Annotated in this window: 23 protein-coding genes and 1 pseudogene; 10 read left to right on the plus strand and 14 right to left on the minus strand. The window is 47.5% G+C overall.

The window, feature by feature from the left end; all coding sequences use genetic code 11:
• Positions 1-3: 3 nt before the first annotated feature.
• From AC55NX_RS09325 to AC55NX_RS09345, 5 genes are all read left to right on the plus strand, one after another.
• Positions 4-711 carry a helix-turn-helix transcriptional regulator gene (locus AC55NX_RS09325; protein WP_496995482.1) on the plus strand — a complete coding sequence of 236 codons (708 nt, stop codon included), beginning with the start codon at positions 4-6 and terminating at the stop codon, positions 709-711.
• Between the two features lie 61 nt (positions 712-772).
• Positions 773-1,093, plus strand: a complete 321-nt coding sequence (locus AC55NX_RS09330) for a hypothetical protein (RefSeq protein ID WP_496995483.1) — start codon at positions 773-775, stop codon at positions 1,091-1,093.
• 121 nt (positions 1,094-1,214) lie between these two features.
• On the plus strand, positions 1,215-1,499 hold the full coding sequence (locus tag AC55NX_RS09335; RefSeq protein WP_496995484.1) for a hypothetical protein: 285 nt from the start codon (positions 1,215-1,217) through the stop codon (positions 1,497-1,499).
• A 113-nt stretch (positions 1,500-1,612) separates the two neighbouring features.
• Entirely contained in the window at positions 1,613-1,987 is a 375-nt protein-coding gene (locus tag AC55NX_RS09340) for a hypothetical protein (protein WP_496995485.1), read from the plus strand.
• Positions 1,988-2,204: 217 nt separating this feature from the next.
• Positions 2,205-3,083, plus strand: a complete 879-nt coding sequence (locus AC55NX_RS09345) for a HEPN domain-containing protein (protein ID WP_496995486.1) — start codon at positions 2,205-2,207, stop codon at positions 3,081-3,083.
• Between the two features lie 146 nt (positions 3,084-3,229).
• On the opposite strand, the gene AC55NX_RS09350 is transcribed toward AC55NX_RS09345, so the two are convergent.
• The 4 genes from AC55NX_RS09350 to AC55NX_RS09365 form a co-directional block, all read right to left on the minus strand.
• Positions 3,230-3,817 carry a hypothetical protein gene (locus tag AC55NX_RS09350; protein WP_496995487.1) on the minus strand — a complete coding sequence of 196 codons (588 nt, stop codon included), beginning with the start codon at positions 3,815-3,817 and terminating at the stop codon, positions 3,230-3,232.
• Positions 3,786-4,562: an RHS repeat domain-containing protein gene (locus AC55NX_RS09355; RefSeq protein WP_496995488.1), complete on the minus strand. Its 777-nt coding sequence runs from the start codon at positions 4,560-4,562 to the stop codon at positions 3,786-3,788. Before AC55NX_RS09355 ends, AC55NX_RS09350 begins: the two co-directional genes overlap by 32 nt.
• 338 nt (positions 4,563-4,900) lie before the next feature.
• The gene (locus AC55NX_RS09360) at positions 4,901-5,335 is read right to left on the minus strand and encodes an SMI1/KNR4 family protein (RefSeq protein ID WP_051680884.1); all 435 of its coding nucleotides are present in this window, start codon (positions 5,333-5,335) and stop codon (positions 4,901-4,903) included.
• Positions 5,336-5,356: 21 nt separating this feature from the next.
• Positions 5,357-6,889 (minus strand): RHS repeat-associated core domain-containing protein, encoded by a 1,533-nt coding sequence (locus tag AC55NX_RS09365; protein ID WP_496995489.1) that lies wholly within the window; start codon positions 6,887-6,889, stop codon positions 5,357-5,359.
• A 539-nt stretch (positions 6,890-7,428) separates the two neighbouring features.
• Between AC55NX_RS09365 and AC55NX_RS09370 the strand changes: the two genes are divergently transcribed.
• Positions 7,429-8,310: a HEPN domain-containing protein gene (locus AC55NX_RS09370; protein ID WP_496995490.1), complete on the plus strand. Its 882-nt coding sequence runs from the start codon at positions 7,429-7,431 to the stop codon at positions 8,308-8,310.
• 95 nt (positions 8,311-8,405) lie between these two features.
• On the opposite strand, the gene AC55NX_RS09375 is transcribed toward AC55NX_RS09370, so the two are convergent.
• The 8 genes and pseudogenes from AC55NX_RS09375 to tssI all read right to left on the minus strand — a co-directional run bounded on the left by AC55NX_RS09375 (position 8,406) and on the right by tssI (position 18,975).
• Entirely contained in the window at positions 8,406-8,786 is a 381-nt protein-coding gene (locus AC55NX_RS09375) for a hypothetical protein (protein WP_496995491.1), read from the minus strand.
• Positions 8,786-13,573, minus strand: a complete 4,788-nt coding sequence (locus AC55NX_RS09380; RefSeq protein WP_496995492.1) for an RHS repeat-associated core domain-containing protein — start codon at positions 13,571-13,573, stop codon at positions 8,786-8,788. Before AC55NX_RS09380 ends, AC55NX_RS09375 begins: the two co-directional genes overlap by 1 nt.
• Complete coding sequence (locus AC55NX_RS09385) at positions 13,570-14,484, minus strand: DUF4123 domain-containing protein (RefSeq protein WP_496995493.1); 915 nt, start codon at positions 14,482-14,484, stop codon at positions 13,570-13,572. Before AC55NX_RS09385 ends, AC55NX_RS09380 begins: the two co-directional genes overlap by 4 nt.
• The gene (locus tag AC55NX_RS09390; protein ID WP_496995494.1) at positions 14,481-15,485 is read right to left on the minus strand and encodes a DUF4123 domain-containing protein; all 1,005 of its coding nucleotides are present in this window, start codon (positions 15,483-15,485) and stop codon (positions 14,481-14,483) included. Before AC55NX_RS09390 ends, AC55NX_RS09385 begins: the two co-directional genes overlap by 4 nt.
• A gap of 51 nt (positions 15,486-15,536) precedes the next feature.
• Positions 15,537-15,962 carry a SitI3 family protein gene (locus AC55NX_RS09395; protein WP_496995495.1) on the minus strand — a complete coding sequence of 142 codons (426 nt, stop codon included), beginning with the start codon at positions 15,960-15,962 and terminating at the stop codon, positions 15,537-15,539.
• 5 nt (positions 15,963-15,967) lie between these two features.
• The gene (locus AC55NX_RS09400; protein ID WP_496995581.1) at positions 15,968-16,489 is read right to left on the minus strand and encodes a CdiA C-terminal domain-containing protein; all 522 of its coding nucleotides are present in this window, start codon (positions 16,487-16,489) and stop codon (positions 15,968-15,970) included.
• 102 nt (positions 16,490-16,591) lie between these two features.
• A pseudogene (locus AC55NX_RS09405) lies at positions 16,592-16,909 on the minus strand (PAAR domain-containing protein); the annotation flags it as partial.
• Between the two features lie 2 nt (positions 16,910-16,911).
• Entirely contained in the window at positions 16,912-18,975 is a 2,064-nt protein-coding gene (gene tssI / locus AC55NX_RS09410) for a type VI secretion system tip protein TssI/VgrG (RefSeq protein WP_496995496.1), read from the minus strand.
• Between the two features lie 455 nt (positions 18,976-19,430).
• Between tssI and AC55NX_RS09415 the strand changes: the two genes are divergently transcribed.
• Both AC55NX_RS09415 and hemW read left to right on the plus strand, forming a co-directional pair.
• Positions 19,431-20,057, plus strand: coding sequence for an XTP/dITP diphosphatase (locus AC55NX_RS09415; RefSeq protein ID WP_496995497.1), 627 nt, complete (start codon positions 19,431-19,433; stop codon positions 20,055-20,057).
• Entirely contained in the window at positions 20,051-21,256 is a 1,206-nt protein-coding gene (gene hemW / locus AC55NX_RS09420; RefSeq protein WP_496995498.1) for a radical SAM family heme chaperone HemW, read from the plus strand. The genes AC55NX_RS09415 and hemW overlap by 7 nt, the downstream gene beginning before the upstream one ends.
• Before the next feature lie 77 nt (positions 21,257-21,333).
• Here hemW and glsB read toward each other — a convergent pair whose 3' ends face one another.
• Together glsB and trmB are read right to left on the minus strand one after the other, a co-directional pair.
• Positions 21,334-22,254 (minus strand): glutaminase B, encoded by a 921-nt coding sequence (glsB, locus tag AC55NX_RS09425; RefSeq protein ID WP_496995499.1) that lies wholly within the window; start codon positions 22,252-22,254, stop codon positions 21,334-21,336.
• 88 nt (positions 22,255-22,342) lie between these two features.
• The gene (gene trmB, locus AC55NX_RS09430) at positions 22,343-23,062 is read right to left on the minus strand and encodes a tRNA (guanosine(46)-N7)-methyltransferase TrmB (RefSeq protein WP_496995500.1); all 720 of its coding nucleotides are present in this window, start codon (positions 23,060-23,062) and stop codon (positions 22,343-22,345) included.
• Between the two features lie 265 nt (positions 23,063-23,327).
• Here trmB and mutY point away from each other — a divergent pair, with 265 nt between their 5' ends.
• Positions 23,328-24,347, plus strand: coding sequence for an A/G-specific adenine glycosylase (mutY, locus tag AC55NX_RS09435; RefSeq protein WP_496995501.1), 1,020 nt, complete (start codon positions 23,328-23,330; stop codon positions 24,345-24,347).
• Positions 24,348-24,416: 69 nt separating this feature from the next.
• Entirely contained in the window at positions 24,417-24,692 is a 276-nt protein-coding gene (locus AC55NX_RS09440) for an oxidative damage protection protein (RefSeq protein ID WP_496995502.1), read from the plus strand.
• Positions 24,693-24,713: the final 21 nt, after the last annotated feature.

The raw sequence follows: 24,713 nt of genomic DNA on the forward strand, positions 1-24,713 counted from the left end.
AGTATGCGCAAATCAGACCGACTTTTTCAACTGACAAATATGCTCCGTAAACATCAGCCCATGACAGCCAAACAATTGGCAGAAAAGTTACTGGTGTCTGAAAGAACCGTTTATCGCTATATCGATGACTTATCGTTATCAGGTATCCCGATTTATGGCGAGCCGGGAGTCGGATACCGATTATCAGCCGGATTTGAGTTACCGCCATTGCAATTATCACCGGGGGAGTTAGAAGCACTGATCACTGGCGTCAGTTTTATCGCATCTTTAACAGGAAAGAATCTTGCGGCTTCAGCGCAGTCTCTGCTATCAAAAATCGAGGCGGCGCGGCCCAGTGAATTGATCCGGACCACAGGTCAGGATCGTGTGGTGAGGGTTCCTGCCAATCACCGAGAAACAAAGGCGTATCAAATCTGGGAGAAAATCCATGTGGCCATCGCAGAAAAACGCTGGCTCAATATCGTCTATCACTCACTTTCAGAGGTCATCACGTCGAGAACCGTCTTCCCGTTAGGGTTATTTTATTGGGGCGGTAAATGGACGTTAGGCGCTTGGTGTGACATGCGCGGCGACTATCGCGACTTTAGAATTGACCGCATCGCTCAATTAGAGCGGTGCGACAATGAGCCTTCTCTGCCTGATTTTGTTGCTTTGTCGGCATACATCGAATTGAAAGATTCGCCTGAATTGAAAAATATCCATATTGACTGACACAATGGTGTCAGTAGCAAAGCCTTAGACTCATGATTCAATTCATCACTAAGGCACGAACATGATAAAGAACAATCACATTGATAACATTGGCGGTATGGAATTTGCGACCTTCAGACTCAAAGAAGGGGTAACAGAAACCACACTAGTCGAACTGTCACACAAAGTAGAACAAGAATTTCTGCACCGGCAAGATGAACTCGTGCTCCATTTTCTGGTTCGGGGGAAAGATGGGATGTATGCTGATGTCGCGCTTGCAACATCACAAGAAAAGGCCGAGGCGTATTGCCAGCAGTGGTTAAGTCATCCCGTGGCGCTTGAATACTTGGAACTGATCGATGAAACGTCGGTAGACATGACGTTCTGGACCAGAATTAACTAAAAGTCCGAACAACAAACACAACCGTGACCGCTTTTTAGCCTCGCGCTTTTAAGCGGTTACCTATCCGTTCAATGACCGTCAAGTCACGGACATCAATGAAGGAGAACCGGCAGGGTTTGTTTTGATTCGTCGTTATCCGAGTGATCCATCCCGCTATGATGTGGCTCAGTTTTTGTCCTGCGTAAATTTAAAGGTCAGGGGGGTCGGTAGACAAGCACTCGCGCAAGTCGTCAGGGCTTTTCCCGGTAAGTGGCAAATTCGCGTACTGCTGGAAAATTCAGGCGCACTAAGTTTTTGGCAGTCTGCGGTCTCTGATATTGTCGGCGAGCGTTACCAGTTATTCCAAGCCAATGACGTGGATCTGCTCATGCACTTTATTTATTTTGAGACAGATGATAAATATTAAAAAATTCGAGCTGTTTTTATGAGCGCTCATACCTCTTTTAACCTCATTCGATTCAGGACTTGTCCATCATTTAGGGCAACGTTAAAGTAAGTCACTATCTGATAATTCATAATATGGGAGAAAGAGAATTGAGTCGCATTGGATTCATTGTTTATTGGCTGGGTTGCATTGTTGTTTTTGCTTATTTATTGAACCATGATTGGCAGCAATTTTATGATTCCTTTTCTTTAATTTGCACATTTGTTCCGGCAATTTGTTCGTTATTTCTCCGAAAAAATGAGTCTATTGACAAAAAATGCTTAAGATTTATAAAAGTCAATTGGATCAGTGCGGGATCGACAACCGTATACGGCATCATTTTATCAATGAGTTATATTCCTTTTGATCCCGAAGGTTTAGTTGTTGGTTTCAGTGTCGCAATGCTACCCATTTTTTATGCATTTTCGGCTACTTTAGTATTAACGCCATTCGTGACAGAGAAGCATTGATAGCCCCCACCAAAGCATTAAAAAAGTATGAGTTTTCCTGAATTGTGTCGCAAAGTGACCCTGCATATATCGCCACCGCCACCAAAATCGATCACGATACCAGCATTGAATCACAGCAGGGTATCACCATGACAAAACCGAAAATCATCAACAAAAACAACACTGCACGACGCGGTAACGGTTTGTTTTGCCCCCGGCTCGTAGTAGGATAACCGCGATGAAAACAGCACTCGATCACCTCCCGGAGCGGAAGCAACAAGAACTTCACACCATTACCACCGTGTTACGCGATACGCTGGATGATTTTCTGCACAACAAAAATGGCAGCAAAGCAGAATTCCGTATTCTCAAAATTATCCTGTTCGGTAGTCATGCCAAAGGCACATGGGTCAGCGATCGGCCCAACGGTTATATCAGCGACTACGATATTCTGGTGATCGTCAACCGCTCGGCATTGGTCGAAGAGTACGCGGTGTGGCACAGTGCCGAAGAGCAGATTGCGCGTCGGGTCACCTCTGCCCCTCTCGGCTTGATCGTCCACACACTTAATGAAGTCCATCAGCAGCTCCAGCAAGGTCACTACTTCTTTAAAGATATTCGTGAACAGGGCATCGAACTGTTCAGCGCTGATAAACGGGAACTGCCCACACCAGGAAATTTAAGTGAGGCCGAGCGAGTGGCAATTGCCAGTAAGCACTTTCAGCACTGGATGAAAAGTGCCCAGTCTTTTTTGATCGATTTCGGCCATGGCATTGACCGTCAGGACTTTACAAAAGCGGCTTTTGAACTTCATCAGGCCACCGAACGTCTGTTCGCCTGCACCCTGTTAGTCTGTACCAACTACCTGCCCAAAACCCATAATCTCGAAAGCCTGCGCTCGATGTGCGCCCAGCAAGCCCCGGCCTTTGCCGAGCTGTTCCCGATGGAAAACAAATTCCACCGCCGCAGCTTCCAGCGCCTCAAACGCGCCTACATCGATGCCCGCTATTCCGAGCATTACGAAATTAGTGCAGAAGAGTTGGTTTATTTACAAAGTGAAGTGGAGAAATTACGGGAGATGACGGAAAGGGTTTGTCGGGGGAGGATAGAAGTCTAAGACAGAACCCGCGATTTCTAAAGCGCAGGGGTGAGTAAAAAAACCGGGATGTTGATCCCGGCGAGAATGCCCGCCAACGGTTTCCGAGCATTTTGTGGAATAAATAGAAGTGATACAGAATAATGAACAGTATTTATAGAAATAGTTTAATGGCTATGATAAACATTAAACCTGTCATTATTTTCTATACTTTTTAAAAAATCAATGCAAACAGTACTACTACCCAACTCGATAAAACCAAATCCTTGATCTTCATGAGGATAGATAGCAAAACCTGACTCCATATTTATCAGAAAAAAAACACTCCCAAGGACGCCACCGTGTGTCATCAACAATCGGCAAATATCCAGAAATTTATCTTGATCACTGAAGTGTAAACACAAGCACGAAACTGTTAGATCACTTTCACCATATAGATATTTTTCAAACTCTTCTTTCATAGGAAGTAAAAATTTTTGAGCTTTAGCCATATCATATATTGGGGCATATGCTTGAATAATTTTTTCATCATCTTCTCTTTCATCGTCATAAGACAAAGCTGATATTGCAAACAAATTATCTCGATGAGGAGACAAAAAGCGTTCTATTAATTTTATAGATTCTTCGACAACTTCCAGAGAAAAATTACCTGACTTTTCAAAATATCCAACCCACCCATTTGATGAGCTAAAAGAATTAAAATTTAGACAATCCAATGAAATACTATTTACCGTCGATTTTAATGATTTTTCCATCACTTCTACCTACCGTTATTTTCTTTGTTCTCGTTGGTTGTTTATTTTTACCCAAACCAACTTTCCACTCACCTGATTTATCACTGTGATTTGTATGACTTTTTTCCCATATTTCCTGAGTGTTTTTATTTTTATATAATCCCTTACTTTTATCAAAATCCTCAGGGTGAGTATCGGGGGTTCTAACAGTATCTCCAACCTCAGCCGAATTTACTTTCTTCTTCGGATTTGATGTATGCTCCTGAGAGCATCGCCCCCCAGTCTTCGCCAACCCCAGCGGATCCACCCATTCCATCGGGTTATGCACATACCCCTGAGGCCTTAACCCACCAGCAAATCCTATTGGGTCGGAGCTGAGATATTGTCCACTATCTGCATCGTAGTAGCGATTAAGATTGTAGTAAAGCCCGGACTCCCGATCTTCGATCTGCCCCTGATAACGCAGGTCGCAAGTGAGCGCTTCGTTGGCGGCGTCTTCGAGATAACCCCGTTGAATTTTGAGGTTGAACTGTTGCTGCTGGTATTTACCCCACAGTGCCTGTTCACCGCGCCATTCGATTTCCCCGACCTCACTCACCAACTCTTGCGGTGTGCCGGCATGGTCAGTGACGATATAGTGTAGGTCTTTACGATTACTATCGTGCCGAGTGGTCACTTGTGCCATCGGGCGGTGGCTACCCGGCTCGTACAGATATTCGGTGCTAGTCAGTGCCGTCCCGTCGGCGGTGATTTGGCTCTGCTGCACCAACGTGCTGCCGTCCCACAGGTAGTGCGTCTGCTGCTGAGTTTGCAGGCACTCTTTGGCAACCCGTCGCCCGAACGGGTCATAACGGTAGCGGTAACGCCGTCCGTCCGGCAGCTGATAATTCGCGTCGCTCTGTGTGGTCAGGTAATGTTAGAATCATGGAACTCGATAATGTTTTGTGTGTTTGGCGACAGATCAGATCGCACAAACGCTACCGAGTTCCCTTCAATTTTTATCTGCCAGTGATCTACATTTAGGAACAGCTATTTAGGACTCTATCCAATATATTGGATATATAGCTTATTAAGCTACTCTGAGCCATCAACATCCAAATATCATTAATACATTTCGTCCTCAGTATATAATTTGGATATTAAATCATCTAAATCACTAGCTATTTTTATAGATTTATTTTTTTCAAGATTGAAAAAATAAATATTATTATTCTCAACATTAATACAATACGGGAAAGAACCACTATCAATAGCAAAAGGGATAAAGTTAATTGGTAATATTTTTTTATTTATGGATAAAACTTCATACAAAGACTCCACTGTAAATGATTTATAAACATCATCTCTTATCATTGGAAGAAAGTGATTAATTTCTAGCTCCATATTTCCATCATAGAATATTTTTCTATTATCAGAAAGTTCTCCGCCATTATAAGAAACATAGTATTTTTTAAAATACACTGGCAGCTCTATATTAAATTTTGATTCAAATTTTTCTATATCTTCAAATGTTATAGGAACGGAACAATTGATCATCATAATATGTATTCCTAATATCAGTTAACACCCTTTAGGTGGCTTACCATCTAACCAACCTTTACTTTGAGAAGTTTTTACAGCCTCTTGTGAACCGTATTCAACACCAAAATGCTTTTCAAATTGACTGACAGAACCACGGTGAGGTAGCGAATCGACATGAGCCTCTGTTTTTACTAACTGCATAGTTGTTTCGCCTGTATTGGGATCAAAATCGGCAACATGGTGCCATGTATATCCCTTAGCATCTGAACTGTTAATTCCAGCTGCCTTATAAGCTTGAGTAAAATCACGCCCTCGAGCTCCCTGCATTCTTATCTTAACAATATTTTTCTGGTTCCCGCTCGTAGGGAATAAATCATTCGAACCAGTAAAATCTACCGTTTTCAGGTCTAACCCCAGCGGATCCACCCACTCCATCGGGTTATGCACATACCCCTGAGGTCTTAACCCACCCGCAAATCCTATCGGGTCGGGGCTGAGATACTGCCCACTGTCCGCATCGTAGTAGCGATTGAGATTGTAGTAAAGTCCGCTTTCTTTATCTTCGATCTGGCCCTGATAACGCAGATCGCAGCTCAGCGCTTCGTTGGCCGCATCTTCCAGATAACCCCGTTGAATTTTAAGGTTAAACTGTTGCTGCTGGTATTTGCCCCACACGGCTTGTTCACCGCGCCATTCGATATCGCCGCTTTCGGTGACAAGCTCTTGCGGCGTCCCGGCATGGTCGGTGACGATATAGTGCAGGTCTTGGCGGTTGCTGCTGTGACGAGTGGTAACCTGCGCCATCGGGCGGTGGCTGCCCGGCTCGTACAGATATTCGGTGCTGGTCAGTGCTGTACCGTCGGCGGTGATTTGGCTCTGCTGCACCAGCGTGCTGCCGTCCCACAGATAATGGGTCTGCTGCTGGGTTTGCAGACACTCTTTAGCAATCCGTCTGCCGAACGGGTCATAACGATAGCGGTAACGTCGCCCGTCCGACAGCTCGATATGGGTCAGGCGGTCTTCGTCATTCCAGATAAATGTCGTACTTTGCGGGCGGAAGCCGTCTTTCAATTCGGTTTTCTCGATGACCCGGCCACATTCGTCGTAACGATATTTAAAACGGCCGACTTCAGTCACACGCCCGGCTTTATCATAGTCGCGTTTCTGGCGTTTTAACCGTTCATCGGCCAGCGACACCACATTGTCACCGTACTCACTGCCAAAGCCTTCTTCATTGAGATTCAGCTCGCTGTCATACCCAAACAGATGAACGAATCCGGCTTTGGTTTCCCACGATTTACGCTGCCGCACCGCAGTAATCTGACTGTTGGGGTTAAGGGTAAATTCAGCACTGCCGCGATGACTGTCTTCAATCCCGGTCAGCCGGTCCAGTACATCGTAGCGGTACTGACGTAGCGATTGATTGCCCAGTTGCTGCCCGGTCAATAATCCCGTCGCACTCCACTCATGGCGCAAGTCAAAGCCGCTGCCGTTACTACGCTGCTTCTCTTCCCCGCCCGGATGATAGGCAAAAGTCAGCGGATTATGACAGCCGACAGCAAGGGCGGACAACTGTTGCTGTTGCCATTGATAACTGCGCTCACTCTCCGTTCCTGCTGATTGAATCCGTCGTCCGGCGGCATCGTACTGGTGGGTCAGTTCGGTGCCGTTGATATTTTCACTGACTAGTTGCCCGGACGGGCTGTAGGCCAGTGCAATCCACGCATCACCGTTTTCTGCGTAGGTTAACCGCGAAGCGGCATCATATTCATACCAGCTTTTGCCGGTCGGATGGTCCTGATTATCGAAGCTTTCGCTCTGGAGCAGTCGGCCGCATACATCGTACTGATAGCGGAAAGTGTGACCATCCGGTTTGCTGCGCTGTGTCAGCGCAATATATCCCCTACAGCATTAGAAAAGTATGAGTTTTCCTGAATTGTGTCGCAAAGTGACCCTGCGAGTCTCGCTGCTGCCAACAAAATCGATCACGATACCAGCATCAAATCACAGCCGGGTATCACCATGACAAAACCGCAAATCATCAACAAAAACAACACTGCTCAACGCGGTAACGGTTTGTTTTGCCCCCGGCTCGTAGTAGGATAACCGCGATGAAAACAGCACTCGATCACCTCCCGGAGCGGAAGCAACAAGAACTTCACACCATCACCACCGTATTACGCGATACGCTGGATGATTTCTTACGCAACAAAAATGGCAGTAAGGCTGAGTTTCGGATCCTTAAAATTATCCTGTTCGGCAGCCATGCCAAAGGCACATGGGTCAGTGATCGCCCCAACGGTTATATCAGCGACTACGATATTCTGGTGATCGTCAACCGCTCAGCATTGGTCGAAGAGTACGCGGTGTGGCACAGTGCCGAAGAGCAGATTGCGCGTCGGGTCACCTCTGCCCCGCTCGGCTTAATCGTCCACACACTCAATGAAGTCCATCAGCAGCTCCAGCAAGGTCACTACTTCTTTAAAGATATTCGTGAACAGGGGATTGAACTGTTCAGCGCCGATAAGCGGGAACTGCCCACACCGGGGAATTTAAGTGAGGCCGAGCGAGTGGCAATTGCAACCAAACATTTTAATCATTGGTTTAGTAGCGCAGCACAATTTTATGAATCAGCATATAAACCAATGCTTGAAAATAAATACTTCAACTATGCTGCATTTCAACTCCATCAGGTAACGGAACGCTTGTTTGCCTGTACCCTGTTAGTCTGTACCAACTATCTTCCCAAAACCCATAATCTTGAAAGCCTGCGCTCGATGTGCACCCAGCAAGACCCGGCCTTTGCCGAACTGTTCCCGATGGAAAACAAATTCCACCGCCGCAGCTTCCAGCGCCTCAAACGCGCCTACATCGATGCCCGTTATTCCGAACATTACGAAATCACCGCAGAAGAGCTGACATATTTACAAAGTGAAGTAGATAAATTACGGGAGATGACGGAAAGGGTTTGTCGGGGGAGGATTAAGGTTTAGCGATATGGAGCGGATGCTCCATATCTGGATTTATAAAAATGGGGGTGACACAGAATAATGAACAGTCTCTCTTATATCCGTCACTTAAATGAAATTTAGCTCAAGTCAATATCAACAACTGTTGAGCTATGAATGAAAATATCATGAATATATTTCTCCAACAAATAAACATCAATTTGAGAGTCATCAGTAAAATCGATTTCTATCTTCGACGCCTGAACTTTTTGGATCTTATTTTTTTTTATAAAAAATATAACTTTGTTTTTCCTAAGACATACTTTCATAATAGCATTTGACACTTCAATTTCTGAAAGATGTGTTTGAATACCTATAGAATCATCAACATCACCATCATCAAACCGTGAAACTACAATATAATTCTCAGGGTCAAATTCATCATCACCCACACCTATAATTAAAACATCATTCTCTGTATAACATTCGATGATAGAAGCCAAAAATATTATTTCATTCATTATTTTTTCCCCTTACAACCAGCTTTCCATACTTTATTTTCACCATCCTCACTCCAATTATAAGTAACACTAGCACCAGTATCTCTCTGGAATGCATTCATTTTACCCTTACATGGATTACATGGTGGATATTGACCATCGATGACGAGATGATCACCTGGAGATGCAATTTCTCCTAAATCTTTTGTAATTCTCGCTTCTGTATGTGTGGCTAAAGTACTCTTTGGAAAACCTAAAGCTGCCTCATCAGGGGTCATATTTCCACTTTGCCATGTTCCCGTTGCTTTAATATTCCCCTCTTTGTCAAAAAGAGTAGCATTAGCCGTATGTGTTCCTTTACCTGAACCAAATGCCATCAACCCCAGCGGATCCACCCACTCCATCGGGTTATGCACATACCCCTGAGGTCTGAGTCCGCCCGCAAATCCGATCGGGTCGGGGCTGAGATATTGCCCACTGTCTGCATCGTAGTAGCGATTGAAATTGTAGTAAAGCCCACTTTCTTTATCTTCGATCTGCCCCTGATAACGCAGATCGCAGGTCAGGGCTTCGTTGGCGGCGTCTTCGAGATAACCCCGTTGAATCTTGAGGTTAAACTGTTGCTGCTGGTATTTACCCCACAGAGCCTGTTCACCACGCCATTCGATTTCCCCGGCCTCGCTCACCAACTCTTGCGGTGTGCCGGCATGGTCGGTGACGATATAGTGCAGGTCTCTTCGGTTGCTGCCGTGACGAGTGGTGACTTGCGCCATCGGGCGGTGGCTGCCCGGCTCGTACAGATATTCGGTGCTGCTCAGTGCTGTGCCATCGGCGGTGATTTGGCTCTGCTGCACCAACGTGCTGCCGTCCCACAGATAATGGGTCTGCCGCTGAGTTTGCAGACACTCTTTAGCAATCCGTCGTCCGAACGGGTCATAACGATAGCGGTAACGTCGCCCGTCCGGTAGCTCGATATGAGTCAGACGGTCTTCGTCATTCCAGATAAATTTACTGGTTTGTGGGCGGAAGCCGTCTTTGCTTTCGCTTTTCTCGATGACCCGGCCACATTCGTCGTAACGATATTTAAAACGGCCGACTTCAGTCACACGTCCGGCTTTATCATAGTCGCGCTTCTGGCGTTTTATCCGCTCGTCGGCCAGCGACACCACATTGTCACCGTATTCACTGCCGAAACCTTCTTCATTGAGATTCAGCTCGCTGTCATAACCGAACAGATGGACAAATCCCGCTTTGGTCTCCCACGATTTGCGCTGCCGCACCGCAGTAATCTGACTATTGGGGTTGAGGGTAAATTCGGCACTGCCGCGATGACTGTCTTCAATCCCGGTCAGCCGGTCCAGTACATCGTAGCGGTACTGACGTAGCGATTGATTGCCGAGTTGCTGCCCGGTCAATAAGCCCGTCGCACTCCACTCATGGCGCAAGTCAAAGCCGCTGCCGTTGCTGCGCTGCTTTTCTTCTCCGCCCGGATGATAGGCAAAAGTCAGCGGATTATGACAGCCGACAGCAAGGGCGGACAACTGTTGCTGTTGCCATTGATAACTGCGCTCACTCTCCGTTCCTGCTGATTGAATCCGTCGTCCGGCGGCATCGTACTGGTGGGTCAGTTCGGTGCCGTTGATATTTTCACTGACTAGTTGCCCGGACGGGCTGTAGGCCAGTGCAATCCACGCATCACCGTTTTCTGCGTAGGTTAACCGCGAAGCGGCATCATATTCATACCAGCTTTTGCCGGTCGGATGGTCCTGATTATCGAAGCTTTCGCTCTGGAGCAGTCGGCCGCATACATCGTACTGATAGCGGAAAGTGTGACCATCCGGTTTGCTGCGCTGCACTAATCGGCCAACAGCATCATAGTCATAATTCTCAGTGCGCCCGTCGTAATGACGTTCGCTTTCAATCCGTCCCAGCTTGTCGAAACCGTACAGCCACTGCTGGCCGTGGCTGTTCGTCACCCCGGCAAATTCGGCTTCAGCATTGTAGTGATAGCGGGTCGTTGCCCCCAACGGGTCGGTGACAGTTTTGAGTTTATCGAAAGCACCATAAGTAAAGTGCTGGGTCTGACCGAGGGCATCGGTGACCGCGGTGAGATTCCCTTCAATATCGTAACTGAAGTGCGCTTCACTGCCGTCTTCGTAGGTGACTTTTTCAGGAAACGGATTAGACTGATGATAATGCCAGCGGCGGGTGAGATTGCCCTGCGAATCGCGTTTATCACTGACCCGTTTCACTAAACGGTCAAACCGGTCATAGTGGAAAGTCATGCCATACCCTGTGGCAGGCTCCAGCCGGGTCAACAGACCACGTTCATTGTAGTGATAGCGGGTGACGCTACCGTCCGGCCCAGAGACCGAATCCTGCAAGCCACGTTCAGTGTAGGTCATTTGCCATATCCGGCCTTCCGGATCGGTGACTTGAATCACATCACCCTGAGAATTGTGTTCATACAACCAACTGGCACCCAACGGGTCAGTGTAGCTTGTCAGCCAGCCCTGCTCGTTGTAACCATAGCTGTGTACGGTACCATCCGGCAAAGTCACTGCGGTGATATTGCCCCATGCATCATAGCTGTAGGCTGTCGTCTCCCCCAATGCATTGGTTTCGCCAATCAGTAAGTCGTCCTGCCACTGCTGCTCGATCCGGTTACCGGCAGCATCAACAATCGCATAGGGACGGTTACGCTCATCCAGATGATAGGCTTTGATCCCACCGAAAGCACTCTTGTAGTAATGAACATGGTTGTCATCGTCATAGCGGATTTGGTCAGTCCACAACCCGTCAGCACAACGGCTAGCAATCGCCCGGCCTTGTTCATCATAATCGTGTTCAACCCACGTGTGGGCCAAATCCTGCCAGCGGGTCAGGTAACCCTCTTTACTGTACTGATAATCGAAATTACGACCAGATTCTCCCCGCACCGAAAGTAGCCTGCCGGATTTGTCGTAGTCATAGCGGGCTAGCTCCCGCAGCGGTGTTCTGTCAGCTTTGCACAGGGTCAGTTGCGTCATACGGTTACGCTCGGTTTTGACCTCAATCAGCCGTTCATCACTGAGGATGACCCATTTGAGCGTGCGACGCTCATAAGCAAACCGAATGGTATTGCCGTAAGCATCAGACATTTGCGACAAACGCAAGATTGTGCCAATCGCATGGCCAAAATGGTATGTCAGCCCATCTTTATGCCGGAGAAGTAATTCCGCCTGCTCTCCCCGACATAATCGCCACTGGGGTTTGAGTAAAGAAGTGGTTGCTTCATCCGGCTCGGGAAGCGCGAATATACCTTGGGTATAGTCGGTGTCGGTAAAGGTAGCTAACATCCCCTCGATGGTCAGCGAAATATCCCAACTGCTGCGCCACAAACTGCCCATCAACCCGGTTTCTTTCAAACCAGCCGAGTGATAGTAACGTTGGTGCGCTAAAGGCAGAATCCCAGCTAATACAAAATCTTGCCTCTCTTCAAACACCTTCCCAGTGTATAGATCTATCGGTTCGCCTTCTTTTCCGCAACCACCGTTTTTTTTCTGCTTTTCTAATTCAGTCGGATCCTTCCCATGAGTGCCATCCGGTTTATCACCATGAATTGAAGCTTGCTCAGCATTGATATTATCGACTTTGTTCGCCCCTTTGTGATGCGGTGTACCAGTTTTGCGGGTCACTACTTTGCCGATAAACTCATCGACCTTGGCAGTAATTTTACCGACCATCTCGTCGATTTTCTTTTCCAGCGACTTCATCGCATCGACCAGCATTTCAAACGAATTACTCAGTAGTTTGACCGCCCAGCTTTTACTGTTCTTAATCGCCTTGGTCAGCCCGTCAATAATGTCATTGAGTAATTTTTTAGCTTTATTGGCATACTCAGACAGTAAGCCCCCGAACTTTTTCAGATACTTAACCAGATTGCCGTTCGACAAGCTGCGCAGCATTTTCATCGCCTGTTGAATGACTCGTGAATCCGATTTTTTCAGTGCATCAATGATAGTTTTGCCGGTTTTCTTGGTCGCATCCCCCAGCCCCGGCACAAAACCAATCACCACCAAAGCACCGGTTGCCCAGTGCCAAAAATCTAAATCATTCTTGGTACAGGTATCCCATCCCCAGCAGCCTAAGTCATACAAGTCCATTGCCTGCCCAACCACCGGCACAAACCCGAGCGCGATTTCACAAAACAGCAAAATGGCCGTATTGTCCTGCGCCATGCCGGCCATTTCTCCGGCCAGACTATGGTGGATTTTATTAACCGCCTGTCTCAGTTCTTTAGGCCCGTGATTAATCTCTTTATCCAGCTCCCAGAAGCGGTCGTAAGCTTCCTCATAATCACTGTCTACCCAAGTGAATAATTTACGGTCAACATCAACAAAGCTGTCAGAGCTACCGGATTCATCGTAAGTGAGATATCCCTCCCGACTCAGCAGGGTATAAAGGGCAAAATACTCACCGGCCTTGGCAGCATATTCAGGATTGGCCTGAATTACAGGATTGTTTTCTGCCACATCTTGCGGCTCAAATTCATCACTACCTTCGCCCAGCAGAAGCTCAAACCCGCCACAATCCATGTTCTCGATTTTACACATGCCTTGTTTATCAGTTTTGCCCGAAATTTCTTTTTTACTGTTTGTCAGGACAAAGTCGGCTTCCGGTACCGGCTTATCATCGTCATAGTGATAGCGGATAAACACTTCACAACCACATTCAACGCAGCCGCCATCGAGGACATTATCGGTCGAGAAGTTCTGGGTAGCGGCCTCTGCACTGGAGAGCAAGTCGGCTTTTTTATTCTCGCTCATGATTGTTCTGACTCCTTATCCAATTCATCTAATCCGCGTTCAAATAATCGATCCATCCGGCTTTGCGTGCCCTGATAATCCGGTGATTTTAAAATCTGTTCAGCCCACGGCTGCGTTGTAAACTGCTCGCCGAAAACCACGGTCAGGCTCAGATACCGAACCACATCATTCGGTTGGGTAAACCCCAGTTGATTGGCCTGAGTGATATGCTGATAGAGATATTGATCGAACTGTGCCTGTTCCCAGCTTTGCGTTTCGCTGTGATGGACTTGTAAATGATCCTGATACTGACGGTAGATCTGTCGGCTAGCCCAAATACTGAGTGCCTGATACTGTGCTTGAGTCAGCGGCGTCGGTAACGGGAGTGTGGTTTCTTCCAGGATCGGCGCCTGAAATCTGAGAACCTTCGCCTCCGGCTGATCCGGTTCCCAGTAAGCAATCTGTCGTAACGGCCCCTGAATATGTTGCTGATAGACAGCATCGCTGGACTGCCAGAGCACACCCAGCACATCCCAGTCTGAAAGACGCAGCAGAAACTGTTCCTGCGTCGGGGTTTCGACCAGCGTCCATGCCCGGAAATACCGCATAACTAAATCGCTCTGGCGGCTGAGCGGCAGTGAATGAAAACTGGGATCCAGTTGGATCGCAATGCCCCAGTGAGGTTGAATCGCGATTTGTTCTTCGAACCATGCCCACGATTGCAGTGGCATGATATAGGGAGAAATCGAGGCATGGATATCACCCATATCGTCCCAATACAAGCGAGTCTCAAACTCCGGCATCTGTTCTGCCAGTTCACGAATTTCCGGATGAATCGCAGCTTCAGCGACCACAAACCATCCCGGTTCTTCCAGTGTGGTTTGCCAGTTTTCCAGCGGGACATCTTCCCACCACTGTTCAGTGTCTGTCATTTCTCACTCTCCATAACCACGTTCTCTGGTGCCGGTGTTGCCAAAGCAGAATTGTCCGCAGCATCAGACGCTACCAGCCATCCCTGAGAACGGTATGCAGCAAGTTCATCCTCACGTCCCTGATACTGATGATACAGCTCGCCAATCGCCTGACGGAGCGGATAAAAATGCAGCAAACGCTGGAACTCGGGATGTTCATCAAATCGATCGCCTAAATAAAAGCGATACAGGGCGTAGGTCTCTTTATCCAGTTCAGTTGCACCGGCATATTTCTCGGTTGCCAGCGCCATGCCCTCATGAAAACGACTTTCTACCTGTGCCAGAGATAAAGATTCACCATACTGGGGTAATAATTTCCGGTATAAGGTTTCAACCAGCGAATGAAGCTGTTCCGGATAGAAAAACTGGTCAAATTGCGCCTGTGTCAGTTGGAGAGGCAATTGAATCTCAGTCTGGAGATCGACCGGAGCAGATGCTGACGACAGATCAAATGCACGCAGTTTAAGCTGCTGTTCATCTCGGACCGGCAGATAAATCCCCTGATGTTTCCCCTGAAAGCTATATTGTTGTGCCGGGGTTAAAATACGCCACCACTGAGGTAATACTGCCGGATCATAAAAACGCAGCATCACTTGCGTCAGATCCGGATAAAGACAGCAAACCCACGGATGCCAGTGCGCCCGCAAAGCAGAAAAATCCCCGTCAAACAGGCCGACAAACCCGAACTGTTCCGCCCGGGGTTCATTTTCTGCCAGCCAGTAATAGAGTGTTTCTCCCGGATTACCATCGCGAATATCGATCAGTAATGGCGAGACATCGGTCAGATACTGAAGCTCACTGCCACGCAACAGTTCACACCATGCGACATCTTCGCGTCTCTTCATGGTGTTCCAGAATTCAGTCGCTTGCGGAAACTGAATGCGATCAAACAGTAAGTAGCATGTTTTTCTTTCTGACGTATTTCCTTCTGACATCGTTAAAATGTCGAATAAGGATTTCATTTTTTATTTTTCCTAGCCTGAGTGAACTGCGTTATATTTTCTTATCAGCTTCTATTGTTCTGTATAATGAAACGTTAGCATTGCCTGATGATCTTCCCACCAATCATATTCCCCGTTATATAGCACTGTTTTCTCATCTTTCTTTTCTAGTAATAAAACTTCATTGTTCTGGTAAAACTTAACTGAATCATTCAATTCAACACAGCCGTTAAGTATCCTGATTATGGACATCATACTTTCATCGTACTGTTCCAGATCCGGTGACAGTATGATCTTGACGACAGGTAGAAAACCGACTTCATCCCGGATAAAACTATCGTCCAAATGACTTTTTGACATAATAAATAACAGCTTACCGTCAAAAGCATATCCTTGAATAACACCATTTTCTTCCGGTTGAGTTTCAACAAACCCAAAATCATTTAACATGGATTCGGTCATATCAACACTCAAATACAATTCATAATCTACAGACATCTACGCTAACCTTTAATTAGAGGAAGAAGGGTTACCTTACCATTTTGAGTAACAATAACATTTTTCAAATTAGTAACAGGCTCAGCTTTAATCGCATCAACAATTTCTGCAACTTTGCGTTGACTGTCATCCATATTTAACACAATTGTCTCGGCTTGTTTTTTTATATTAACTTTCTCATTAATCGTACTTCGAATATTTCTTGCAGACGTATTTTTCCCGGGAGAAAACACATCTGTAACAACATTATCGAAATGAGTATCTTCAATCTTACCTTTCACAATCAACAAGTCAGGATTTCTTTTCGTTCCTTTTATAACCGGGTTCTGCTGGACATCTAATCCATGAGCAACAAGTGCATCCACAGCTTCATTTTCTCTGATAAGGGAGCGACGAGTTGCTTCATCCGCTTTTTTAGGGATCTTGGTTCGAGTTCCAGAAAGTATCCCCTTACTCGCCGTCTGTTCTCCCTTCGACTCTACCGCCTTCTCTTGCCCTTTCGCCGAACGCTCATAAATCTCTTCCACAAACGGCAGGCTTGCCCAGTCAAAAGGCGGGGCTTCGGCAAGTGGCTGGATACGCAGGAAAGGCGACTGTTTCAGCGCGGCACCTTCACCACAATCATGCGTCGGGGATTTGTACGGCGTGTCGCCGATAAATACATTCCCGGAGCCTGCCGCGACCGAGCCGCCGCAGTCGATGGCATCACCGACCCGGGCTGCCGGTTTGCCGTTAATCGAAACATTGGCAGACCCGGCAGAGATACTGCGACCGTGGATCCCGTGAGGAACCTGCGGACACGGGCAGGCGTGCAGTAAGATCGCATCGCCTTTACGGGCTGCGGGTTTACCGTTGATCGAGACATCGCCGCTACCGGCAATGATCGGCGTCGCCGGAAAACAGCCATGACCTGAGCCGTTGTCGCCGAGTCTTGCTGCTGCAGGCATGGTTATCCCCTCCGATCCGGTGCTTCCGGCTCTTGTGGTTTATTGGTCTCATCCGGTTTCACCATCGTTGGTGCGGTGCCTTTATCCGGTGAACCACCTTCGTTGATTTTAACTTTCGTACCGGAAATCGTGACACCGCCCTTATCGATTTTGACAAACCCACCCGGGCCGTGAATCGTCAGAGAATCCCCGGCATCGAGAATTACTTTTTTCGCCTTGAGATAACTTTCGTTATTAACCTCAACCCGTTGATTGGCACCAATTTTCTTCTCTTCCGATGCAGTAATATCAGCCACCCAGGCCCCTTCAATTTTTTGGATAATGCCACCGGAAATAAACTGACTGAGTTTGCCGATAATGCGCTGAACGACATTCCGGCCGACTTTCTGGTGGAGATCCTGTCCGAACTCTTCATTGACATTCTTGCCGACCAGACGATGAACATTTTCAGTAATCATCTGATACAGATGACGTCCGACCCGGCGGTGGCTGTCTAACCCGACCGATTCACGATGGATATTATTGATGACGATATCCTGATCTTTCTGGGCATGAATATAGATCTGCTCGACACCCGACTGATCTTCAAACCGAATTTCGTTCGAGCCTTCGCCCTGGTGGGTCTGGGTTTTCAGAACGGTGCGAGTTTTATGGTTGGGCAAAATATAAGGCGTTACGTTGGTAGCATGGTAAGTCCGTCCGGTGATAATCGGCTGATCCGGATCACCGTTAAGAAACGAGACGATCACTTCATGACCAATACGGGGAATGGCCATAAAGCCGTACTGAGCGCCGGCCCAGCCCTGCGCGACCCGTACCCAGCAAGAACTTTTTTCGTCGGATTGATCATAGCGATCCCACGGGAAATGCAATTTGACCCGGCCATGCTCATCACAGTAAATCTCTTCCCCTTTCGGACCGACAACGGTAGCAATACAAGGACCATCTACTTGCGGTTTCGGCTGGGGCGTCGCTCGCCAAAGCGTCTCTTTCGGGATCACGGTAAACTGGTTGGCGTAAGTCGTTGCACCATGACCACCGGCTTCTTCCAATGCCTGCGGCTGAGTCCCTTGATGACTGACAGAGACCGCCAGCCATTCGCGGTTCATCGCTGCATCAATGTGTTCTTCGAGCTCAAAACGCACCCCACCTTGCACCCGGGCATCATTACTTTTACCGCTGGCGGTATGCGCAGTACGTCGTAGATATTCCAGTCGGATCTGGCTGAAGGCTTTACCATTGGCATCGTCTTTGAAGCGCCCCGGATGATCGAAATGTTCATAGTCAGGTAACTGATAACTAAGATCTGTGCCATCCAGCGATTGTGCAAAGTTATAATCCGGCTTTTTGAAGCTGTAGTCTTGCATCACAATCGAGCTCACTTCCGACTGATAATGCTCCGTCATGGTCGAAACATAAGGTGTCGTCATGTGACCACCGGAAAGGGCGTTGTAAGGTACCGGAGATCCTAATTGCGTAAATCCTTCACTATTATCCGTGACAACCAATGTATGTTTGCCCTTTTCATGGGTGAAGGTGTACATCAGGCCTTCTTCCGCCGCCAAACGATGGAAGAAGCCGAGATCCGATTCCCGGTACTGCACACAAAACTCGCGCGGTGCACACTCACGTTTGACCGAAAAAACATAGTCAGTGATGTTCATCTCCTGAAACAGGATCTTAAAAATATCGAGAATGTTTTTTTCTTGAAAAATCCGACTATTGCGGCGTAGAGAGAGACGTTCCAATGCCGGAACCAAAGTGACGGAATAAAAGGAATGAGAGTGTCCGGTATCCCCTTTACTGAAATGGCGCACAATACCGTGGACTTGCTGGGTCACTTCACCATTTTGAATCACTTCCAGCAGTGCGGTTTTATCGACAATCTGTTTGGCGGCCAGATCGGCATTCCGGCTGGCCAGTTCAATTTGATAGCGAAAGCCGTAAACGCGTTCTCTTGATCCGCTGATCGAGTCCGATACTGACTCTTCTCCCTGATATTCACGAACCACCAGCGTCTCATCATGCACACCATCAATCGTGAAGCGAAAACCTAACGTTGTCATTTGAATTGCCTTTTGTCTTATTGAGAATTATCCCACCGCAAATAAGCAACAAAATGCTTAATTATTGGTTTGATTTTCAACTTATTGATCTCTGTTCCAAATCGGATCAACCTTTTTATTCAATAAGATAAAAGCAGCAACAGTTGTGCCAATTGCACCTCTGTAACTAAATCAACTCATTATATTATGTGATCGATTATTACAGGCAACTTGTTGCCCAAAGGCGAGCAAAAAGTTGCCCGGCGAGCAAAAAATTGCCTGAAGGAAATGAGAGTCATGTCACAAGCACTGCGGCTCTGATGTCAGATAACTATCCGCTGCTTTGAGACAGCCCGATTTAAGACAAGCAGACAACTCTCTTTCTTTGACACGGATGTCATCCACCCATTGATGGAAATGAATGAGGCAAGGTACACTATGCCCCCAATTCGCCTATCTCAGAAAGCGCCTCAATCATGCAGAAAATTGTTTTAGCAACCGGAAATCCGGGCAAAGTCCGGGAAATGTCTGACCTGTTGGCCGATTTCGGTTTTGAAGTCCTCGCGCAGACGGATCTCAATGTCTCCGAGGTTGCAGAGACCGGAACCACGTTTATCGAAAATGCCATTATTAAAGCGCGCCATGCAGCCGCAGAAACCGGATTACCCGCGATTGCCGATGACTCCGGCCTTGAAGTTGATGCGCTCGACGGTGCACCGGGCATCTACTCAGCACGCTATGCGGGTGATGATGCCACCGATCAGCAAAATATCGAAAAGTTGCTGACCGCAATGGCAGAGATCCCTGACCAACAACGCAGCGCTCGCTTTCACTGCGTGTTGGTTTTCATGAAACATGCCGCTGATCCGACCCCACTGGTTTGTCACGGTGTCTGGGAAGGCTCAATTCTGCATCAGCCTGATGGCAACAACGGGTTTGGCTATGATCCGGTATTCTGGGTTCCCACGGAGCAATGTGCGTCAGCAGCACTGGCACCATCGCGGAAAAAACAGCTGTCTCATCGCGCTCAGGCGCTTCATCTGTTAATGCAACAGTTGATGCAACAATCGGTGCAAGAATCGAATGAGCAGCAACCATGCTGAAACCACCGAAGCTGAGTCTGTATATCCATATTCCTTGGTGTGTGCAGAAGTGTCCTTATTGTGACTTCAACTCTCATGCGCTGAAGTCCGGTATTCCTGAACAGGCTTATATTGACGCTCTGCTGGAAGACCTTGATCAGGATCTTCAACGCTATCAGCTCAGCACACCGTCAAACCATGACGCATACTCCCATGACGCATTAGGTCAAGGACAGCCACGGAAGCTGCACTCGATTTTTATCGGAGGCGGCACCCCCAGCCTGATCAGCCCCGCAGCAATCAAAAGACTACTCGATGGTGTTCAGGCGAGATTAGCCTTTCAACAGGATATTGAAATCACGATGGAAGCCAATCCGGGCACTATCGAAGCCGAACGGTTTGTCCAGTACCGGCAGGCGGGCGTCACTCGAATCTCCATTGGTATCCAGAGTTTTGATAACGAAAAACTCACTAAGCTCGGCAGAATACATGGTTCGGCTGAAGCGGTCCGGGCGGCACATCTGGCGCATCAAATTGGCTTAAACAGCTTTAATCTGGACTTAATGCATGGCCTGCCGGGACAGACGCTGTCACAAGCAATGGCAGATTTAGATCAAGCGATCGATTTAGATCCACCGCATTTGTCTTGGTATCAGCTGACGATAGAACCGAATACGCTGTTTTATTCCCAACCACCGCGTCTGCCGGATGATGATCTGTTGTGGGATATTTTTGAGCAGGGACATCAGAAACTCACCCAAGCCGGTTATATTCAATATGAGATTTCCGGGTATGCAAAACCGGGATTCCAGTGTCAGCACAATCTCAACTATTGGCGCTTCGGAGACTATCTCGGGATTGGTTGCGGGGCACACGGTAAAATCAGTTGCGCGAATGGCAGCATCATTCGTACCACCAAAGTAAAACATCCTAAGGGGTATTTGAATTTACTCAAACCTTATTTGGATCATGAAACCGAGGTGTCGGCCAAAGACCGGCCTTTTGAATTTTTTATGAATCGCTTCCGCTTACTCGAGCCCTGCCCGAAACAGGACTTTGTGGATACGACCGGCTTACCGCTCACAACGGTTCAACCGACAATCGACCGGGCTAAACAGCAAGGATTTCTCGATGAAACCGATCTGCACTGGCAAGTCACTGAACGGGGCAAGCTGTTTCTGAATGATTTACTGGCAGAATTTATGGCTGATGAGGAATAAGGATATTCCCGTCATCAGCACGTCTGTCATCAAGCGAGCGTTTACAAGTCAAATCTTGCGCCTGAAAATATCATCCCTTAAAAAATGGAGCGCCCGATACGCTCGGAAAGTAACTCCAACGCCTTGCTGCCGGCTAATGAGTTCCCGGAGTTGTTGAGTTCAGGTGACCAAACGGCAATGGTCATCTCTCCGGGCACGATTGCGACGATGCCACCACCGACCCCGGATTTGCCCGGCATCCCGACCCGATAGGCAAATTCTCCTGCTTCGTCATACAAGCCACAAGTTGCCAGTAACGCGTTGATCTGTTTGCTCTGAACTGTGGTGATCACCGATTTGTGATTCAGCACGGAAACCCCCTGATTCGCCAGATAACTGAAGGTTTTCGCCAACTGGACACAACTCATTTTCAAGGCACAGCCGTGGAAATAGTTTTCCAGTACCGGCAGCACATGATTTTCAAAGTTACCGAATGAGCGCATCAAGTACGCAATAGCTGCATTCCGGTCGCTGTGTTTCATCTCTGAGCGGGCCACGACTTTGTCATACACGATTTTCTGATCACCACTCAAGGCCCAGACAAATTCCAGCAGCCGTTGACGAGGCGCAGAAAGACGGGTCTGCAACATATCTGCAACCACAATCGCACCGGCGTTAATAAATGGATTACGCGGAATACCATGTTCAACTTCCAACTGGATCATCGAGTTGAACGCTTGCCCTGACGGCTCTTTTCTCACTCTTGACCAGATCTCATCCGGGGTATAGATCCCCATCGACAGGGTGAGGTTGAGCACTTTGGAGATCGATTGAATAGAAAAGCCTTCTTCCGCATCTCCGGCCTGAAACAGTTCGCCCTCATTGGTCAACACCGCAATCCCCAGTTTGTCCGCCTGAACTTGCGCAAGTGCCGGAATGTAATCTGCTACTTTGCCGCGTCCGATCAACGGACGTACTTCATCTAATATTTCGATCAGTATCTCGTTTGTCAGTTTCATTTGGGCTACTTTACTGATTGGCCTGTTATCGCAGGCGATGAGTGATTGCAGACGCTGCTATTCGACCACAGCACGATTCGATATAGCACTATTCAACACAACGAAATTGGATATCCCAAACCCCGTGCCCCAAACGCTGCCCACGCTGCTCAAATTTCGTCAGCGGACGCTCGTCCGGCCGGGGAATAAAATCACCATCGGTCGCAACATTCTCATAACCGGGAGCCTGATTCATGACGTCAATCATATGTTCGGCGTAGTTTTCCCAGTCCGTTGCCATATGAAAAATGCCTTCTCCGATGATTAACTTCTGACGCACCATCGCTGCAAATTCGGGTTGCACGATCCGACGTTTATGGTGACGCTTTTTATGCCACGGGTCAGGGAAGAATAACTGGAGTCGGTGCAGGCTGTGATCGGGAATCATATGTTCGAAGACTTCAACTGCATCGTGACACATCACCCGAAGGTTGGTCACACCGGCCTCCCGTGCAGAAGCCAGACAAGCACCGACGCCGGGACTATGGACTTCAATCCCGATAAAGTTTTGATTCGGTGCATTCTTAGCCATTTCAACCAGCGATGTTCCCATGCCGAATCCGATTTCCAGAACCACTGGATTGTCATTGCCAAACACCGACTGCCAAACTAATTTTTGTGATTGGAAATCAATTCCCATCTGTGGCCAGCATTCATTCATTGCAGCTTCCTGACCTTTGGTCAGACGCCCTTCACGGCGAACAAAACTGCGAATTTTACGCATGACTTTACCATCATCGGTATATTCGTTGGTTGTTACTTCACTCATGGTTCTCGCCTGTTTTCTCACTCCCGGATACAAGGAGGTGTGATTATCCAAAGAATGCGTGTCTGTTCAAGTCCTGAACTGAAAATTATATTGAATCCTGTATGATTTATGTGTTTTACAACGCAACTTTTATGTGCTGCAATCAGCGTTGTTTCATCGGGGTCTGATCAATCATTGCACAAGATGAATACAATCGTGGCTCTCGCCACTGATTAAACGGTCATTGATAAAAATCATTCATTCAAAAGTAAAGTCAGCAATGCAAATGCAATATCCAATATCTCCGCCACAATTTCAGCGACACTTGATCGATTGGCAACGATCTCATGGGCGTCATGAGCTGCCGTGGCAACGCAATCCGACACCGTACCGAGTTCTGGTTTCTGAAGTGATGCTACAACAGACTCAGGTGGTGACCGTAATTCCTTATTTTGAACGTTGGATGGCGAGTTTCCCGACCGTTGAAAGTTTGGCTCAAGCCACTGAAGATGAAGTCATGCAGCACTGGCAAGGTTTGGGCTACTATTCACGGGCCAGAAATCTGCGCAAAGCAGCGCAATACATCATGGCACATCATCAGGGGCAATTTCCGGATTCACTCGCAGCGCTGCTGGATATTCCCGGTGTCGGCCGTTATACCGCCGGTGCAATTCGCTCTTTCGCTTATAACCGCTACGGACCGATTGTTGATGGTAATGTCAAACGGCTGTTTTGTCGTTTTTTCGCCCTCGACGGTGTTCCGGGAACGTCAGCGGTTGATAAGCAGCTCTGGCAACTGGCCGAAACATTCACCCCGGAGACCGATAACCGTGCTTTTGCTCAGGGGTTACTCGATATCGGGGCCACGATTTGCAAACCAAAGAATCCCGCTTGCGAACTTTGTTGCTTCCAGGAAAAATGTCTGGCTTTCAAATACAACAGAGTTCAAGAGTTACCGACTCCCAAACCGAAAAAGACCGTCCCGACGAAAGCCGGGCAATTTCTGTGGGTGGAATCAGACAATAAGATTTTGCTGGAAAAACGGGCAAGTGATGGAATCTGGGGTGCACTCTGGTGTCTGCCACAAATTCATCTGCAACCCGAACAGTTAGGTGAACATAAACAACTGAAAGGCACGTTCAAACACACATTTACTCACTATAAACTGGATGCCAATGTTTGGATGATCGACCGTTTGGGCGTCACGGAACCTCAACAGCAGTGGGTCGAAAAAAGTGAAGTGTTCAATCTTGGCCTGCCCACCCCGATAAAAAAATTCCTGACGCGTCACCTTGAGGGCTGCTGAAGTGGCAGGAAATCGGACTCTCTGGTATAACAGCAGTAGTTTTTAACTCCAAACAATGAGGATATCCTTATGGGCCGCACTGTTTTTTGTGCACGTTTGAAGAAAGAAGCCGAAGGGCTGGATTTTCAACTTTATCCCGGCGAATTAGGGAAAAAAATTTTTGACAACATCTCTAAACAAGCCTGGGCAGAGTGGCAGCATAAACAGACCATGCTCATTAATGAAAAAAAACTGAATATGATGGATCCACAGCATCGTCAGCTTCTTGAAACAGAAATGGTTAATTTTCTGTTTGAAGGGAAAGAGGTCCACATCGAAGGCTATACACCACCCAGTGACTCATAAGTTGTTATTCACACAATCGTA

The organism is Vibrio rubrogenes (assembly GCF_059641415.1).

Coding starts and splice junctions, on each gene's coding strand:
- trmB (WP_496995500.1), bottom strand. CDS start 23,062: ATGAGTGAAGTAACAACCAACGAATATACCGATGATGGTAAAGTCATG.
- tssI (WP_496995496.1), bottom strand. CDS start 18,975: ATGACAACGTTAGGTTTTCGCTTCACGATTGATGGTGTGCATGATGAG.
- AC55NX_RS09350 (WP_496995487.1), bottom strand. CDS start 3,817: ATGGAAAAATCATTAAAATCGACGGTAAATAGTATTTCATTGGATTGT.
- AC55NX_RS09440 (WP_496995502.1), top strand. CDS start 24,417: ATGGGCCGCACTGTTTTTTGTGCACGTTTGAAGAAAGAAGCCGAAGGG.
- AC55NX_RS09415 (WP_496995497.1), top strand. CDS start 19,431: ATGCAGAAAATTGTTTTAGCAACCGGAAATCCGGGCAAAGTCCGGGAA.
- AC55NX_RS09385 (WP_496995493.1), bottom strand. CDS start 14,484: ATGACAGACACTGAACAGTGGTGGGAAGATGTCCCGCTGGAAAACTGG.
- AC55NX_RS09325 (WP_496995482.1), top strand. CDS start 4: ATGCGCAAATCAGACCGACTTTTTCAACTGACAAATATGCTCCGTAAA.
- AC55NX_RS09360 (WP_051680884.1), bottom strand. CDS start 5,335: ATGATGATCAATTGTTCCGTTCCTATAACATTTGAAGATATAGAAAAA.
- AC55NX_RS09390 (WP_496995494.1), bottom strand. CDS start 15,485: ATGAAATCCTTATTCGACATTTTAACGATGTCAGAAGGAAATACGTCA.
- AC55NX_RS09375 (WP_496995491.1), bottom strand. CDS start 8,786: ATGAATGAAATAATATTTTTGGCTTCTATCATCGAATGTTATACAGAG.
- AC55NX_RS09370 (WP_496995490.1), top strand. CDS start 7,429: ATGAAAACAGCACTCGATCACCTCCCGGAGCGGAAGCAACAAGAACTT.
- AC55NX_RS09340 (WP_496995485.1), top strand. CDS start 1,613: ATGGGAGAAAGAGAATTGAGTCGCATTGGATTCATTGTTTATTGGCTG.
- hemW (WP_496995498.1), top strand. CDS start 20,051: ATGCTGAAACCACCGAAGCTGAGTCTGTATATCCATATTCCTTGGTGT.
- mutY (WP_496995501.1), top strand. CDS start 23,328: ATGCAATATCCAATATCTCCGCCACAATTTCAGCGACACTTGATCGAT.
- AC55NX_RS09330 (WP_496995483.1), top strand. CDS start 773: ATGATAAAGAACAATCACATTGATAACATTGGCGGTATGGAATTTGCG.
- AC55NX_RS09345 (WP_496995486.1), top strand. CDS start 2,205: ATGAAAACAGCACTCGATCACCTCCCGGAGCGGAAGCAACAAGAACTT.
- glsB (WP_496995499.1), bottom strand. CDS start 22,254: ATGAAACTGACAAACGAGATACTGATCGAAATATTAGATGAAGTACGT.
- AC55NX_RS09380 (WP_496995492.1), bottom strand. CDS start 13,573: ATGAGCGAGAATAAAAAAGCCGACTTGCTCTCCAGTGCAGAGGCCGCT.
- AC55NX_RS09395 (WP_496995495.1), bottom strand. CDS start 15,962: ATGTCTGTAGATTATGAATTGTATTTGAGTGTTGATATGACCGAATCC.